Here is a 15,951-nt window from a genome sequence, read left to right as displayed (position 1 = left end):
CAGTCTAGGGTTGCCGCTCAAGAGCCACTTGCCGCTACTGCCGGCCCTCTAAATGAGGCTGCGCAGCACGTGCGCGGCGCCGTCGTCGAACACTGAATGTGTGACCTCATCCGCGGCGGCGATAACTTCCTCCGGGGCCTGGCCCATAGCGACTCCGCGCCCGGCCCAGCCCAACATTTCGATGTCGTTCCGGCCGTCGCCAATAGCCACGGTCCGGTGGGGTTCAGCCCCCAACTGGCCGCGGAGCCGTTCCAGCGCGCTGGCCTTCGTAACACCGGCGGCGGCGATGTCCAGCCACGCCGTCCAGCCGACCGAATAGGTGACGCCGGCCAGTCCGATCTCCTGGATGGTTGCGGTGAATTCTTCCGGGGTGTTTTCGGTGCTGAACACCACAAGGCGGACGGCGGTGGCTTCGAGCAGAGTCTGGAAGTCGACGCCGATCGCCTCGACGCCGAAGCTGGCGTCCTGGAATCGTTCCGTGGACAGGAAGTTGCCGTCCTCGTCCTCCAGCGCATACTTCGCAGTGGGCAGCTTCTGCCGCAATGCCAGGAGCGCCGGGGCCGGATCGAAGGTGGCCTTGTGGATGATTTCGTAGCCGTCAGTCAGGTCCGGATCCAGCCGGAGCGTCACGCCGCCGTTGCAGCAGACGGCGTAGCCGCGGTCGATGCCGATCTGCTCGATGATGGGCAGCGTGGCGTTCAGGGAGCGGCCGGTGGCGATGAGGACATCGTGTCCCGCGGCCACCACGGCCTGGGCGGCCTCACGGACAGGCACGGACATGTGGCCGTCGTGGTCCACCAGGGTTCCGTCCACGTCCAGGGCAACCATGAACTTGGTGGTGCTGTTTTCGCTTTCGATCCGCTGGTCATCGATGCCAGCGACTGTGGTCTCAGTCAATGTAGTCATACATCCAGTAGACCAGAGACCCCCTGAAACCGGCTAGGACGCAGGCCACAGCGCGCATGAACTCCCGGTAAATACTCACAGGGTTATCCCCGGTGTGAGTGTTAACCTTCGGCACGCTCCGCCCTCCTGCCAGCCGTAGCTTTCCCCGCCGGGTGGTCAATTCCCCGCCGCATGACACGGGATTCCTAGGCTTGTTCGCAAATCCGAACCTGGAACGCTCAGATGCGCGAACTAGCTCCGGTGCCGTGGACGCAGGCCCGCGGCCAGGAGTTTGCGCCTCAGCCGGTCAGGGTTATCCACATCGGCCCAGCTCCCGCGAGCAAACCCATATCCAAGCGCGCGGATCCGGTCTTCGCGGAGCTTTTCGCGGTACACAGCTTCCTCGGCGGTCATGTCGCCACGGATATCAACATCCAAGTACTTGGCCTTGCCGTCGAACTCACCCACAACACCGTGCTCCGGCCACCAGCAGTCGCTGCGGCCGATGAAGCCGTCGTCATCCCTGAACTGGTGCTGGAGTACGGGTTGCTCGAAGCCGAGGAAATCGAAAGCGGCCCTGCTGTAGGACTCGCCCGCCGACTCCGCCAGAGGACCAGCCAGCCCCGCAACATGCTCCGCGCGTCGCCGGGCTGCCTCGAACGGATGGGCTGCGATGCCGTGGCGAATGTCGGCCACGCTGAGCAGATTGGCATCATCCGGCAGGACGCCTTCGTCATGCAGCCGTCGAGCCAGCCCGTCAGCAACCACCAGAGCCTGGCTCAGCTTGCTCGCCACCATGACATCCACGGCGGTCTGGGTCACCCCCGTGCATCGGAATTCACCCTGCACGACGGGTTCCACCGCCGTCCTCAGCCGGTACCGAAGTGGATAGGAGCGCGTTTCCCGCACTTCTTTGGCCTAGCTTCCTCGCCGAGAACCATCAGCGGTGATCGTCGCGTCCCGCTGCGTCCGGGGAGTGTCGTTGCAAGTTCGACAAACGCGGGTGTCCTGAGTGTGGGCAGGCCGTTGGCCAGGGCAGCCCTTTCTCCGCACAGCACGGCGCCCTTCACTGATCTGGCAACCGCCGTCGTCGACCAGGCGAAGCGCTCGAGGGGCAGGCCCGAAGCCACTCAGACGTGGGGACGTAGAATCCGCGCCGGATTCTGACCAGCTTTCCTCTCCTGAAGTCACGGTGAATGGCGTCAATGCCGGCCTGTGTCCGCAGCGTGGCGGCAGAATCAATCAGTCCGGGCGTGATTTCCATGCCATCAGGCTGCCTGCAAGGGCCCCCTGTCAGCAGGCAGCGGGCCCTATGTGGACAAGCCAGGCGATGGAGGCGGCCTCGGAAGGAAGATTCCTAGGCGTATCCGCGGATCCGAACCTTCAACGTTCAGATCCACGAACAGCCTAGGAATGGCGCCGCGCCGCGGAGCGAAATCTAGAGGACCGGGAAGACTTCCATGCCGCCGAGGTACTTCTGCAGCGCGGCCGGGACGTTGACCGAGCCGTCGGCGTTCTGGTGGTGCTCCAGGATGGCCACGATCCAGCGGGTGGTGGCCAGCGTGCCGTTCAGGGTGGCCACGGCGCGGGTTCCCTTGGCTACGCCTTCGTCGTTGATCACACGCTCGCGGATGTTCAGCCGGCGGGCCTGGAACGTGGTGCAGTTCGAGGTGGACGTGAGTTCACGGTAGGCGCCCTGGGTGGGAACCCAGGCTTCGCAGTCGAACTTGCGGGCCGCGGACATGCCGAGGTCTCCGGCGGCAGTGTCAATGACGCGGTATGGGAGCTCGCACTTGGCCAGCATCTCCTCTTCCCAGGCCAGGAGCCGTTCATGTTCGGCTGCGGCCTTTTCCACGGTGGTGTAAACGAACATCTCCACCTTGTTGAACTGGTGGACGCGGATGATGCCGCGGGTGTCCTTGCCGTGCGAGCCGGCCTCACGGCGGTAGCAGGAGCTCTGCCCGGCGAACCGGATGGGGCCGGCCGTCAGGTCCAGGATCTCGTCCGCGTGGTAACCGGCCAGGGCAACCTCGGAGGTGCCCACCAGGTAAAGGTCGTCCTCGGCGAGACGGTAGATCTCGGCGTCGTGCTTTACATCAAAGCCGGTGCCCTGCATGGTTTCGGGGCGCACCAACGTTGGGGTGATCATGGGAACGAAGCCGGCCTCGATGGCCTGGTCCATGGCCATCTGCAGCAACGCCATCTCCAGGCGCGCACCCACGCCGCGCAGGAAGTAGAAGCGTGAGCCGGACACCTTCGCGCCGCGCTCCATGTCGATCGCGCCGATCAGCTCACCGATTTCCAGATGGTCCTTCGGCTCGAAATCGGGGAACTCGCGGGGCGTGCCAACGGTCTTGACTACCACATAATCGTCCTCGCCGCCCTCGGGGACCCCGGCCTCAATAAGGTTCGGGATACTGCGCAGCAGTTCGTCCTGCTTGGCCTGGGCAGCGTCTGCTTCGGCCGATGCGGCCTTTACAGTGTTGGCCAGTTCCTTAACCTCGGCGAGCAGGGCTTTCTTCTCATCGCCCTTGGCCTGCGCCACCTTCTTGCCGAAGACGTTCTGCTCGGCGCGGAGGTTTTCAAACCGGATCAGGGCGGCACGCCTGGCGGAGTCTGCGGCGATGATCGCGTCCACCACTGATTCGTCTGCGCCGCGGGCGCGCTGGCTGGCACGGAACTTGTCCGGGTTTTCGCTGAGGTCTTTTACGTCGATCACCAGACAAGAGTATCGAATCCGGCGGAACCAACACTGCCCGGCCGGACGGGGGGAATCGCGGCGCCGCGGCCGGGATACTGTTGGAAGACCATGAACGACTGGCTTCTCTACGTCCTGAGCGCGGCGGCGCTGGCTTTCGCCGTCTCCAGCTGGTGGGGCGTCCGGAAGCTCAAGGCCCTGCACATCCGCAGCGCGGTCCACGAAGAAGCACACGAATCCGGCCTCACCCAGCAACGCGTGGTCGTCATCCTCAACCCCGTCAAGGCACGTGCCCCCGAAGCGAAGGAAGCCATCCAGCGCGCCTGCCTGACAGCCGGGTGGGACGAACCTCTCTTCCTGGAGACGACCGCCGAGGACCCAGGATACTCCCAGGCCCGGTCGGCGCTGGACTACAAGGCCGACGTCGTTCTGGTGGGCGGTGGCGACGGTACTGTGCGGGTGGTGGCAGAGTCCCTCGCACACACGGATGTGGCCATGGGCCTGATTCCGCTGGGGACGGGAAACCTTCTGGCGCGAAACGTGGATCTGGACGTCAACGACCTTCACGCAAACATACAGACAGCTCTTTTCGGCCACCAGCGCTACATCGATACCGCGCGGATGGGCATCGAGAATTCCCGCACGGGACACTCATCCGAGCACGCCTTCCTGGTGATCGCCGGGATCGGCATGGACGCCGAAATACTCGCTGATACCAATGCCGGCCTAAAGAAAGCCGTGGGTTGGCTCGCCTATACCGAAGCCGGAATGCGTCACCTGCCGGGGCGGCGAAGGAAGGTCTCAGTCGCGCTGGATGACAAGCCCGAGCAGGTCCGGAACATCCGCAGCGTCCTCTTTGCCAACTGCGGGCTGGTCCCGGGCGGGATCGATTTCATCCCGGAAGCCATGATCGATGACGGCATGCTGGATGTGGTGGTCATGAGCCCCCGCAGCGCCATCGGCTGGCTGGCCATGTACGCGAAAATCCTCTTCAAACACAAGGGCAACCTGCCCATCATGACGATGTACCGGGCCGGCCGAATCGTCATCAAGTGCCCGGAGCCCATGCCCACACAAATCGACGGCGATACGTCCGGGCTGGCCACCAAGCTCACGGTCCGCGTGGAACCGCGCTCGCTCCTGATAAGGGTCAAGGGCCAACCGGCCTGAGCCGGTCCCGCCTCAGGCGGTTGCCTTCTTGGCAGCTCCAGCCTCTGCAGCAGCTTTCGCGGCACGTGCCTCGGACTGCTCACGGATCATGGCCTGCTCCTCTTCGAAGCGCAGGCGGTCGGCGCGGTCAGCGTCATCCCCGTCCCAGTCCTGGTTGTCGGCTGTGGGCTTCGGATTAACGATCATGCCCTGGCCGTCGTTGTCTGTGCTGCTGGTACTCATGACCTGTTCCCTTCATTAGGGGCCATCCCCCAAGTGGATCAAGCAAGCATACGCACAGTAACTATCCCGCGGAAGTACCTTGGCCTACGCTGTGGGCGAAGCCTCGGGCGGCGTCAAGCTGCGTTCATTCCCCATGCAGAATCCGCCCGACCCATTCATGCGCCGCCCGGAATGCCTCGTCAGAGGTGTGTTGCGCGACGCTGGAGCTTTGGGCGTCAGCCCGCCCATACGAGCCCAGGAAGCGGGTGGCCGGGCTGATGCGGTGGAGCCCTGCCAGTGCATCTGCCACACGGGCGTCCGCGATGTGCCCGTCAGCGTCGATGCTGAAGAAGTAGTGTCCCAGGTACTGACCCGTAGGCCGGGATTCGATCCGGCTGAGGTTCACTCCCCTCGTGGCGAACTGGTCCAGGATTTCCATCAGCGCACCCGGGCGGTCTTCCGGAAGCGGGACTACAACCGTGGTCTTGTCCGCACCGGTCCGTTCGGGCAGTGCGCCGGGCCTGCTCACCAGGATGAACCGCGTCACCGCACCCGGGTTGTCGCCGATGTTCTCCGCCAGGACGGTCAGCTCCGGCTGCTCCTGGGCCACAATCGGCGCACAGATCGCGGCGTCGTAGTGGGCGTCGCCGCCCAGGAGCCCCATGGCGGCCGCCGCCGTGGAGGAGCCGGCAACATATTCTGCGCCTGGAATATTCGCATCCACCCAAAGACGGCACTGTGCCCAGGCATGGCCGTGAGTGGAAATACGGCGGATATCGTCAATGCGCACACCGGGTCGGGCCACCAAGACAAAGCTGATAGGGACCAGAACTTCGCGGATGATTCGCAGTTCCTGCCCGCCGGCGATGGCGTCCAGGGTGGCCGTAACGCCGCCTTCCACCGAGTTCTCGATGGGGACCATCGCTGCATCCGCAGAACCGTCGCGGACCATGTCCAGCGCCGCGTTGACGTTGGAAGCCGGAATGCGGGTGGCCTCTCCGGCATCCGGAACCTGCATCAGTGCCGCCTCGGTGAACGTGCCCTCAGGCCCGAGGAAAGTGTACGTAACAGGTGTCGCGGGCATGGATTCCTCTGTGGTGACGGGACGCAGGTTCGGGCTGAACTACAGAATGAGCGGCTTGAGGCCGTTGTCGGACACGAGCGGCTTGCCGGACTCGAGCCACTGGTCCATGCCGCCGGCCACGTTGATGGCCGTATAGCCCTGTCCGGTGAGCCATTGCGCGGCGCGGAAGGACCGTCCGCCGGTGCGGCAGATGACATAGACGTCCTGGTCCGGGTCCAGTTCGTCAAGCCGCGCCGGAAGCTGGTCCAGCGGAATGTGAACAGCGTCCTCAGCGTGTCCGGCTACCCATTCGTAGTCTTCGCGGACGTCCAGGATCACAGCGTCGGCTGGGACGTCGTTGACGGGCACGGTATCAAAATCGCTCATAGAAGTCCTCTTTCGGAGAATCACGGGTCTCCTTTCAGCCTAGCGCCAGCCGATCGCGCCGCTCCCGAAACCAGGACAAGTTACGCTGTTGAAGACCCGTAGGAGGATCCTTGCCCGCTGAGCAGCCCACCATTTTGGCCACGTCTGGAGGCTACAGGCAAGGTGTTCGAACACGCTTGGAGTTTGACCGCCTGCTGCACTATGCCGTCGAGCTTTCCGGAGCCAGCGGACGGCCGCCGCGGGTCACCCACGTGGGTACGGCCGCAGGGGATCAGCGCGGATTCAATGCGGAAATGGATGAGGCAGCGCGGCTGGCGGGCTTCGACTTCAGCCACCTCAACCTCTTCACCATGCCAAACCACGCAGACCCGGAGGCGCATCTGCTGGAACAGGACGTGGTGTGGGTGAACGGCGGCTCCGTGGTGAACCTGCTTGCCGTCTGGCGTGCCCACGGGCTGGACGGCATCCTCCACCGCGTGTGGCAGCACGGAGTTGTGCTGGCGGGGGTTTCGGCCGGATCAATCTGCTGGTACCAGGGCGGCACCACTGATTCGTTTGGGCCGGAGCTGCGTGCCGTGACCAATGGCTTGGCCTTCCTCCCGTACGCCAATGGCGTCCATTACGACTCAGAGGAAAGGCGGCGCCCGCTGGTGCACCGGCTCGTGGCTGACGGAGTGCTGGGGGAAACGCACTGCACGGACGACGGCGTGGGGCTGGTCTACCACGGCACGGAACTTGTGGAAGCGGTTGCCGAAGTACGGGGCAAGGGCGCCTACATCGTCACCGCGGAAGCCGGTGGAGAGAATGGAGCCACCGCTTCCGAGAGGCGTCTGGAGCCTCGCTTCCTTGGCTGACATCCACGACCTGCCGGCTGTTCGGCTCCGGGATGCGCTCCGCACCGGAGAGCTCTCAGCGCGGGAAGCCACAGCCCATTTCCTGGCCCGGATCGCAGAGCAGAACCCGTTGCTGGGCGCCTTTGTCACGGTCACGTCAGATCAGGCGATGGCCGACGCTGCGGCGGCCGATGCCCGGTTCGTCCAGCTCCGAAAAGACTTCGGAAACGACTCCCCGAGGGACTACGGAGGCAGCGCGAACGGCCTGCCGCTCCTGCACGGCATGCCGGTGGCGTTCAAGGACCTGACCGACGTCGCCGGCGTGGTGACCACGCACGGAAGCGCTGCTATTGACCACAAACCGGCGCCCGCCGACGGCGCCCTGGCCTCAGTCCTCAAGGCCGCAGGCGTTGTCTCACTGGGCAAGACGCAGGTTCCGGAGTTTGGACAGACGGCGTACAGCGAAAACCGCATCGCACCGCCGTCGCGCAATCCCCATGCCCCGAGCCGGAGTTCCGGCGGCTCGTCGGGAGGCAGCGCTGCCGCCGTGGCCGCCGGCCTGCTTCCGTTCGCGCCGGGGACCGACGGCGGCGGTTCCGTCCGCATCCCGGCCGCCGCCTGCGGCCTGGTGGGCCTCAAACCCGGCCGCGGCGTGGTGCCGTCGGGCGAAAGTTCAGGCGATCCCGCCCGACTGGTGGCGGCGGGGCCCCTGGCCCGCAGCGCAGCCGACGCGGCCCTCCTGATGGATGCTCTGGCGCCGTCCGCTGGCAGCAGTTATCTCGACGCCGTGGCACACGAACCGCGTCCTCTGCGAATCGGCCTGACCCTGGACAGCCCCTGGTCCACCACCTTTCCGTTCACGCCGGAACCCGAAGCCTTGGCCGCGCTGCAGACGGGCCTCGAAATGCTGGAGCATACCGGGCACGCCGTCAGCGAAGCCGCCATCCGCTACGACAACCGCTACCCGGACGCCTTCACCACCGCGTGGACCGCCGCCGTCGGAACTGCCCGGATCAGTCCGCACCGCGAAGCGCTTCTGGCCCCGCTGACCCGCACGTTCAGGCGCCGGGCCCAGCAGCGCAGCGCCGCAAAACTCAATGAATCACTGGCGTTCCTGAGGCAATTCGAACGCGACACCATCACGCAGTACGGCGGCTGGGACCTGATGCTGATGCCGGCCCTGGCGCAGACGCCACGCCCCGTGGGCTGGTTTACCGGCGCCACGCACGGCGACGAACCGTGGCCGGCAGCAGAATGGCCCGGGGACGCCGACGGCGACTACCGCCGGCAGTGCGAATTCGCCCCGTGGTCCTCCATGGTGAATGTCTGCGGCCTGCCTGCCATCACCTTTCCCGTGCACTGGACCGGCGGGCAACCGGCTCATGGCCTCCCGATGGGCATCCAGCTCGTGGGGCCGGCGGGATCCGAACTGCTCCTTCTCCAAGTAGCGGCCCAGCTCGGCCTCTGATGCCCGTTTGAACGGCTCTGGGTGTCGACTCCGGGGCCGATCCGGAGGACGATTAAGGGGCAGTCACTATGAGGAGGTCTGTGATGTGCTATTCATCGATGGAGGATTTCGGGTGGCGTACCAAGAAGGAAGCCGACCGGAAACCCGAAGCGCGCCAGGAAACACCGCCGGACCGTCCGGAGCCGCATTACACGGCCCAGGACTTCACCTTCTGGGCCTTCCCGCGTCGCCGGAGGACCCACGAAGCCCAGGAACCGGCCGCTGAGCGCAGGCGCGAGAGAGTCTGATTTTGACAGTCAGGCCCACCTGAAGAAAGGCCCCCTGACGGGGGCCTTTCCGCTGCCCGGCAGTCTCTTAGCCTGGGTCGGCTGCGACCGCTCAGTAGCCGTAGGTGGAGCTGTACGTCAGCCCGATGATGAGGAGCAGCCAGAACGCTCCGTAACCCAGCAGGCAAAGGTAGCCCAGGACCAGCCCGGTGATGGACATGCCCTTGCCAGAGGGTTCACGGCGGAGGGCCAGATGGCCGGTGATGATTGCGGCGATCTGCGGAATCATGAACCAGCCAAGAATGACCGAGGAAATGCCGAGGACCATGCTGGCGATGCTCAGGCCCTTGGGCTCCTGCGCCGGCATGCCGTAGTAGGCAGGCTGGCCGTACGAGGGTTGCCCGTACGCCGGCTGGCCATAAGGGCTGGCACCCTGGCCGTAAGGACCTGCAGGCTGGGCATACGTCGCGCCGTACTGATCCCCGGGCTGGCTGTACGCGCCAGGTTGGCTGTACTGGCCCGGCTGGCTGTACTGGCCTGTGCCGTACTGGCTCTGGCCGTACTGATTCTGGTCATACAGAGGCGGCGCCGGAATGCTCGGGCCCTGCGGCGGCACAAACTGGGGCGGCTCGTAGCCTGCCGGCGAATCGCCTGGTCCTTGGGCGCCGGACCCTTGCGAATCAGGGCGCGGAGTTGGCTGGTCAGTCATGGTTTTCCCCATTCGAAGTCTTCGCTTCCCAGCCTACAGCCGCCTGCTGTACCGGCCTACAGCGGCCGCCGTCCAGTCCTACCGCCCCCAATACGGCAGCACGTAGGCAGCAAAAACCACAAAGGCAGCCAGGAACATCAACGGGGTCATTCCGCTGGCGGCGTGGTGCTGCGCCTTCGACTTCCTGGCACGTATGGAGCCGCCGCCCGCCCCACTACGCGCCCCACGGCCAGTACCGGCGCCGGTGCCGGTGCCAGGGGCGAGTTGCCGGGGCGCGGGCCGGCCTCCTGCCTGCCCGGACCGCGGCGGCCCCGCCACCGGCGGCCGCGGCACCACCGGCCGACCGGCCGCCGGCTTCACGGTCGGTGACTTCACGGACAGCGAGTTCACCGCAGGACTTTCAGCCGCAGATTCCTGCGTGAGCTGCTCGCCGAGGTGCGCATACAGGCCCACCACCGTCTGCTGGTTGAGCACCGGGGGCAGCGCAAGGACGGCACCAACCACACGGTCGGCACCTACAACGGCGACGTCGGAATTGGTGATGCCGAAGAGGCCCGGCTGCCCGGCGAGGCAGATCAACGGGCGAACGAACCGCCGGTGGGGCGGCGCCAGCACGGACGCGACGGCGGCGCACTGCGCCAACGCCCCGTCCACGGACTGCGTCCTCGCAAAACGGCCCTGCCACAGGACGCCCGCGGAAACACGGACCTCGCCGGTCCAGTTCTTGGCATCGACCACCACCACCCCGCCGGGACCCACCAGCACATGGTCAAGGTTCGCTTTGGGCCGGCCGGGCCAGTGCACATCGTTCAGCAGGTACCAGCCGTGCGGAATGAGCCCGCTCAGGCTGTCCGCCACGAGCCGCTCGCCAACCGCACCGGCATCCCACGACTTCGTGGCACGCTCGGCCTGATCGAGCTGGCGTTTCAGCCGCTGCACTCGTTCTGCAGCCAGCCTCGACCGCTCGGCCGCGCCGTCTCCTGTCCCCATGACCTACCCCCTGGCTCCCGCATGCCAACTCACTGCAGTGTGCGACTTACTGCAGTGCCAGACACTTACTGCAGAGCCCGACGGCGGCGCTCCCCGCCGTCGAGCATTCATTCCTGAGTTTTCCGAACGTAGCAGCGTCGCGGGGAGCCGGTATATAGGTACTTTTGGGGCGAGTACTTGCTTTAGCTACTTGCTGCCAAGCGTCCGGCGGGGACTTTTCCGCGTCATAGGGACCGGATTATGGACCGCGCGTTTTGACTCCAGCCCACGTCTGGCATGCTGGTGCCATGGCTAGCCGCGCGGGCACAGTTGCCCAACCCCAGGACCTTGTTGACATCACTGCGCTCCTCGACGCGTATTACGACATCACGCCGGATCTGGGTGATCCCGGCCAGCGCGTGGCGTTCGGCACTTCCGGGCACCGCGGCTCGAGCCTCAAGGCGTCGTTCAACGAAAAACATATCGTCGCGATCACGCAGGCAATCGTGGAATACCGCGCCGGGCAGGGCATCACCGGCCCGCTTTTCCTGGCGAAGGACACCCACGCCCTCAGCGAGCCGGCGCAGAACTCCGCCCTGGAGGTTCTCGCAGCCAACGGCGTACACGTGCTGATCGACGCGCGGCACGGCTACACCCCCACACCGGCACTGAGCCACGCCATCCTCAAATACAACAACAACCGCCAGCCCGGCACTCCGGAAGCGGACGGCATTGTGGTCACGCCCAGCCACAACCCGCCCGGAGACGGCGGCTTCAAGTACAACCCTCCGCACGGCGGCCCGGCCGATTCCGACGCCACGGGCTGGATCGCCAACCGCGCCAACGAACTCCTCGAAAACGACCTGCGGGGCGTGAAGCGCGTCCCCGTCTCCGACGCCCTGGCCGCGGACAGCACCGGCAAGTTCGATTTCCTCAGCAGCTACGTTGACGACCTCCCGTCTGTGTTGAACCTGGACGCCATCCGCGAGGCCGGTGTCCGCATCGGCGCCGACCCCATGGGCGGGGCTGCAGTGGATTACTGGGGCGAGATCGGCGAGCGCCACCACCTGGACCTGACCGTGGTGAACCCCACCGTGGATCCCCAGTGGGCGTTCATGACCCTGGACTGGGACGAGAAGATCCGGATGGACTGCTCCTCGCCGTTCGCCATGGCTTCCCTGATCAACAGGATGTCCGACGGCGGCAGTTCAGCCGCGTTCGACGTCGCCACCGGCAACGACGCCGACGCCGATCGGCACGGGATCGTGACCCCCGACGGTGGCCTGATGAACCCGAACCACTACCTCGCCGTCGCCATCGATTACCTCTACCGCAACCGCAGCGGCTGGAACCCCAACTCGGTGGTGGGCAAGACCCTGGTTTCGTCCTCGATCATCGACCGGGTGGCGGAAAGCCTGGGCCGCAAACTGATTGAGGTCCCCGTGGGCTTCAAGTGGTTTGTGCCGGGGCTGCTGTCCGGCGAAGGCGCGTTCGGCGGCGAGGAATCTGCCGGCGCTTCCTTTAACAAGCTGGACGGCAGCGTCTGGACCACCGACAAGGACGGCATCCTGCTGGCGCTGCTGGCCTCCGAGATCACCGCCGTTACGGGCAAGTCACCGTCCCAGCTGTACAAGGGCCTGACCGACCAGTTCGGCGCCCCGGTCTACGCGCGCATTGATGCAGCAGCCACGCGGGAGCAGAAGGCGGCACTCGGCAAGCTCTCGCCGTCGGACGTCACTGCAACTGAACTGGCTGGCGAAACCATCACGGCCAAGCTGACCGAGGCGCCCGGCAACGGCGCGTCCATCGGAGGGCTCAAGGTGGTTACGGAGAACGCCTGGTTCGCCGCGCGCCCGTCCGGGACCGAGGACGTCTACAAGATCTACGCCGAGTCCTTCAAGGGCGAGGAGCACCTCAAGCAGGTCCAGGCGGAAGCCAAGGCGCTGGTGGACGGCGTCATCGCCTAGCCTGCCGAGAAATACGAACGCTCTCTCACTAAATGCGCTTAAATGACCGACGCTCTCTCACTTTCCTCAGGAAAGTGAGAGAGCGTCGGCGTTTAAGCTGCGAAAAGTGAGAGAGCGTTAGACGGTGCGGACAACGTCCTCGTAGCTGAACTTGGGCTTCGCTGCGCCCCAGGCGTCTGCGCCGGCCTGGCCGATGTTGACCACCAGGAAGCTCTTCTGGTCGCCGGCCGGGAAGAACGCGGCGTCGATGGCGCCGAAGTCGGCTCCGGTCATCGGGCCGGCTGCGAGGCCGAGGGACCGGACGGCCAGGATGAAGTAGCCGGCCTGCAGGTGGGCGTTGTTGTTGCCGGTGGACGCGGCCAGGTCCGGGGCGGCGTCATACATGGCCTTCGGAGCGTTGTACTCGGGGAGGAAGTTGTCCCACTGCTCGGCCCAGGCGGTGTCGTAGCTGAGGATGGCAACCAGCGGCGCGGAGGCGGTCTTGGCCTTGTTGCCGGGCATCAGGGCGTCGACCAGCGTGGCGCGGGCCTCGTCCGAGCGGACGTAGGTCACGCGGAGGGGCTGGGAGTTGAAAGCCGTGGGGCCGAACTTGGTGAGCTCGTAGATGGCGCGGGCCTGGTCCTCGGTCACCTCACCGGTGAAGGAGTTGGCCGTGCGGGCCTCGGCAAAAATGGCGTCGACGGCGGCCGAATCGATAACCGCTTCTTCGTGGGCAATAGTCATGGCGTACCTTTCGCTGGGCCAGCTCATCGCAATCGATGGGCCGGCGGTCTGCTTTCCATAGTTGTAACTTCAAGCAGGCCGGACGTCTTCCCAATACACAGGTGACGTTCACCACAGCGGAGGCGGGAATTCCGATTGACCCCTCCAGAGAGCCTGAGGAACATGGGCAGTACAGGCGCAGCCTGCCTGATCGTGCTCCCTGCGCCGCCCGACCCCAGCAGGGACGTGAAGACATGTCGGAGCCTAGGAAGCGCCCATCACCGGTCCGGTTCTCAGCCGTTCTGGCCGCCATCGTGGCAGTAGTGCTGACGGGCTGCATAGCGGCGCCGCCGGCGCCTGTCCAGGTCACCCGAGCGTCCGTGACATACCGGACCATCCTGGAGGAATTCAGCAAAAGGATGCTGGACCTCGGAGCCCCGGCAGTCCTGATCGAGGCGCGGATCGATGGCGAGACCTTTTCGTCGGCAGGCGGGGTCCGCAGCCTTGAAACGTCGACGCCGGCCGAGGTCACCGACCCGGTCCACGTCGCCAGCTTCACCAAATCCATGGTTGCCGTTTCGGTCCTGAAACTGGTGGAGGAAGGCATCATCCAGCTCCAAGGTCCGGCTGGGAGGCACCTCCCCGAATTCGACAGCCTGATGAAGCCGCCAGGCCCTGTCACGGTGGAGCATCTCCTGCGGCACACGAGCGGCACGCCCAACTATCACGACACGCAGTTGACGTCGCGCACCCTGCAGCAGGCGCTGACGCAGCCCATCACGGCTGAAGAAATTCTTGCCCTGACAGCCAGCGTGCCCTGGGTGCTGACGCCCGGCGACCGCATGCTGTACGCCAACGCGAACTACATTGCCCTTGGCCTCATGGTGCAGCGCCTGCGCGGCCAGCCCATCGCCCAGATCTTCCGGTCAGACATTATCGACCCCCACAAGCTGACCGGCACGCATATGACCGGCCCCGGCCCGGCACCCGCAAACATGGACCATGGCTTCATCACTATCGACGGCGTTCGGCTGGACACGGCGTACCTGGCCGGGCTCACCATTAACCTGGCGCATCCACCTGGACCGCTAAACCTCACCGCCTACGCGCCCAGCAATGAGCTGGCCTGGGAAGTAATGAGGATCGCGAGGAAGGCACTCGATAGCACTTGCTTAACCCGGACCGGGCGCGCGGTATTGTTGCACCGGAAGATCCCAGCCCCAGCGGCAACCCCCTTTGAAAGGCCCCGACCATGAGCATGCTCGGAATGAAATGGAAGCTCCACGGCACCGGCAAATCGATTAAGCCCGGCCACGTGGTTGCTCCGGATGAGCGGCTGGCCTGGCCTCTGACCATCGGCGTGGGCATGCAGCACGTCGTAGCCATGTTCGGAGCCACCTTCCTGGTGCCCATCATTACCGGAATGCCGCCGGCCACCACCCTCTTCTTCTCCGGCATCGGCACGCTGCTGTTCCTGGTCATCACCAAGGGGCGTGTGCCCAGCTATCTCGGCTCCAGCTTCGCGTTTATCGCGCCCATCATGGCGTCCCAGCAGCAGTTCGGCGTGCCCGGCGCGCTGGGCGGAGTGGTGCTCGCCGGCGTCGCACTGGCCCTGATCGGTGCGATCGTGCAGAAGTTCGGCGCGGGCTGGATCAACCGGCTGATGCCACCCATCGTCACCGGCGCCATCGTGGCGCTGATCGGCCTGAACCTTGCGCCCGCGGCGAAAATGAACTTCGACGCCGCCCCCGTCACCGCCGTGATCACGCTGGCCACCATCATCCTGGTCAGCGTTCTTTTCCGCGGAATCGTCGGCCGGCTCAGCATCCTCGTGGGCGTAGTGGTGGGCTACCTCGTGGCCATGCTGCGCGGCGAAGTGAGCTACGAAAAAATGGAAGCCGCCGCCTGGCTCGGCCTCCCGCACTTCCAGACCCCCGAGTTCCACGTGGGCGTGCTTGGCCTCTTTGTGCCCGTGGTACTGGTCCTCGTGGCCGAAAACATCGGGCACGTGAAGTCCGTGGCGGCCATGACCGGCCAGAACCTCGACGGCGTCTCCGGCCGCGCGCTGATGGCCGACGGTGCCGCCACGGTCCTCGCCGGCATCGGCGGCGGCTCCGGCACCACCACTTACGCGGAGAACATCGGCGTTATGGCGGCCACCAAGGTCTATTCGACGGCGGCGTACTGGGTTGCCGGCGTCTTTGCCATTGTGCTGAGTTTCTCGCCGAAATTCGGCGAATTGATTGCAACGGTCCCTCCGGGCGTGCTGGGCGGCGCCGCCACCATGCTCTACGGCATGATCGGCATCCTGGGCGTCAAGATCTGGGTGCAGAACAAGGTGAACTTCTCCAACCCCGTGAACCTGACCACGGCCGCCGTCGCCCTGATCATCGGCATTGCCGACTACACGTGGACCATCGGGGAACTAACATTCACGGGCATCGCCCTAGGCTCAGCCGCCGCCCTGGTGATGTACCACGGCATGAAAGCCATCGCGAAGGTCCGCGGCTCGGTGACCGAACCGGAAACGGAGCAGGCGGGCCTGCCTCCCGCCGTCAAGGCAGCCGTCAACGCAGCAGCGAAACGCGCGCAGAAGAAGCGCTGACCCGTCCGCACCTGCGTCCGGCGGTTGC

16 protein-coding genes are annotated in these 15,951 nt (G+C 65.5%); 7 read left to right on the top strand and 9 right to left on the bottom strand.

What is annotated here, in order from left to right; all coding sequences use genetic code 11:
- Positions 1 to 48 precede the first annotated feature (48 nt).
- The 3 genes from NG701_RS12720 to serS all read right to left on the bottom strand — a co-directional run bounded on the left by NG701_RS12720 (position 49) and on the right by serS (position 3,604).
- On the bottom strand, positions 49 to 906 hold the full coding sequence (locus NG701_RS12720) for an HAD family hydrolase (protein ID WP_252567969.1): 858 nt from the start codon (positions 904 to 906) through the stop codon (positions 49 to 51).
- Between the two features lie 231 nt (positions 907 to 1,137).
- A complete protein-coding gene (locus NG701_RS12715) occupies positions 1,138 to 1,734 on the bottom strand; it encodes a hypothetical protein (protein ID WP_252567967.1) in 597 nt (198 codons plus the stop codon).
- Between the two features lie 589 nt (positions 1,735 to 2,323).
- On the bottom strand, positions 2,324 to 3,604 hold the full coding sequence (serS, locus tag NG701_RS12710; RefSeq protein WP_252567965.1) for a serine--tRNA ligase: 1,281 nt from the start codon (positions 3,602 to 3,604) through the stop codon (positions 2,324 to 2,326).
- A gap of 90 nt (positions 3,605 to 3,694) precedes the next feature.
- On the opposite strand from serS, the gene NG701_RS12705 reads away from it, so the two are divergent.
- A complete protein-coding gene (locus tag NG701_RS12705) occupies positions 3,695 to 4,753 on the top strand; it encodes a diacylglycerol/lipid kinase family protein (RefSeq protein ID WP_252567963.1) in 1,059 nt (352 codons plus the stop codon).
- Between the two features lie 12 nt (positions 4,754 to 4,765).
- On the opposite strand, the gene NG701_RS12700 is transcribed toward NG701_RS12705, so the two are convergent.
- The 3 genes from NG701_RS12700 to NG701_RS12690 form a co-directional block, all read right to left on the bottom strand.
- Positions 4,766 to 4,975, bottom strand: coding sequence for a hypothetical protein (locus NG701_RS12700; protein WP_056347667.1), 210 nt, complete (start codon positions 4,973 to 4,975; stop codon positions 4,766 to 4,768).
- A 124-nt stretch (positions 4,976 to 5,099) separates the two neighbouring features.
- Positions 5,100 to 6,038, bottom strand: coding sequence for a prephenate dehydratase (gene pheA, locus NG701_RS12695; RefSeq protein WP_252567961.1), 939 nt, complete (start codon positions 6,036 to 6,038; stop codon positions 5,100 to 5,102).
- A gap of 39 nt (positions 6,039 to 6,077) precedes the next feature.
- Complete coding sequence (locus tag NG701_RS12690; protein ID WP_056347663.1) at positions 6,078 to 6,404, bottom strand: rhodanese-like domain-containing protein; 327 nt, start codon at positions 6,402 to 6,404, stop codon at positions 6,078 to 6,080.
- A gap of 110 nt (positions 6,405 to 6,514) precedes the next feature.
- On the opposite strand from NG701_RS12690, the gene NG701_RS12685 reads away from it, so the two are divergent.
- From NG701_RS12685 to NG701_RS12675, 3 genes are all read left to right on the top strand, one after another.
- Entirely contained in the window at positions 6,515 to 7,258 is a 744-nt protein-coding gene (locus NG701_RS12685; RefSeq protein ID WP_252567959.1) for a Type 1 glutamine amidotransferase-like domain-containing protein, read from the top strand.
- Positions 7,251 to 8,705: an amidase gene (locus NG701_RS12680; RefSeq protein ID WP_252567957.1), complete on the top strand. Its 1,455-nt coding sequence runs from the start codon at positions 7,251 to 7,253 to the stop codon at positions 8,703 to 8,705. The genes NG701_RS12685 and NG701_RS12680 overlap by 8 nt, the downstream gene beginning before the upstream one ends.
- 83 nt (positions 8,706 to 8,788) lie before the next feature.
- Complete coding sequence (locus NG701_RS12675) at positions 8,789 to 8,992, top strand: hypothetical protein (RefSeq protein ID WP_252567955.1); 204 nt, start codon at positions 8,789 to 8,791, stop codon at positions 8,990 to 8,992.
- A 91-nt stretch (positions 8,993 to 9,083) separates the two neighbouring features.
- Here the strand turns inward: NG701_RS12675 and NG701_RS12670 are convergent, their stop codons facing one another.
- Both NG701_RS12670 and NG701_RS12665 read right to left on the bottom strand, forming a co-directional pair.
- Positions 9,084 to 9,680, bottom strand: a complete 597-nt coding sequence (locus tag NG701_RS12670) for a DUF4190 domain-containing protein (protein WP_252567953.1) — start codon at positions 9,678 to 9,680, stop codon at positions 9,084 to 9,086.
- A gap of 78 nt (positions 9,681 to 9,758) precedes the next feature.
- Positions 9,759 to 10,670, bottom strand: coding sequence for a nuclease-related domain-containing protein (locus tag NG701_RS12665; protein ID WP_252567951.1), 912 nt, complete (start codon positions 10,668 to 10,670; stop codon positions 9,759 to 9,761).
- A gap of 287 nt (positions 10,671 to 10,957) precedes the next feature.
- On the opposite strand from NG701_RS12665, the gene pgm reads away from it, so the two are divergent.
- Positions 10,958 to 12,616: a phosphoglucomutase (alpha-D-glucose-1,6-bisphosphate-dependent) gene (gene pgm, locus NG701_RS12660; protein WP_252567950.1), complete on the top strand. Its 1,659-nt coding sequence runs from the start codon at positions 10,958 to 10,960 to the stop codon at positions 12,614 to 12,616.
- A 117-nt stretch (positions 12,617 to 12,733) separates the two neighbouring features.
- Here the strand turns inward: pgm and NG701_RS12655 are convergent, their stop codons facing one another.
- Entirely contained in the window at positions 12,734 to 13,339 is a 606-nt protein-coding gene (locus NG701_RS12655) for a malonic semialdehyde reductase (RefSeq protein WP_056347654.1), read from the bottom strand.
- 233 nt (positions 13,340 to 13,572) lie between these two features.
- Between NG701_RS12655 and NG701_RS12650 the strand changes: the two genes are divergently transcribed.
- Positions 13,573 to 14,574 (top strand): serine hydrolase domain-containing protein, encoded by a 1,002-nt coding sequence (locus tag NG701_RS12650; RefSeq protein ID WP_252567948.1) that lies wholly within the window; start codon positions 13,573 to 13,575, stop codon positions 14,572 to 14,574.
- Positions 14,571 to 15,923 (top strand): uracil-xanthine permease family protein, encoded by a 1,353-nt coding sequence (locus NG701_RS12645; protein WP_252567946.1) that lies wholly within the window; start codon positions 14,571 to 14,573, stop codon positions 15,921 to 15,923. The genes NG701_RS12650 and NG701_RS12645 overlap by 4 nt, the downstream gene beginning before the upstream one ends.
- Positions 15,924 to 15,951: the final 28 nt, after the last annotated feature.

Origin of the sequence: Pseudarthrobacter cellobiosi (assembly GCF_023913815.1) — a bacterium.
GTDB lineage: Bacteria > Actinomycetota > Actinomycetes > Actinomycetales > Micrococcaceae > Arthrobacter > Arthrobacter cellobiosi.
This window is presented reverse-complemented; position numbering and strand designations above follow the sequence as displayed.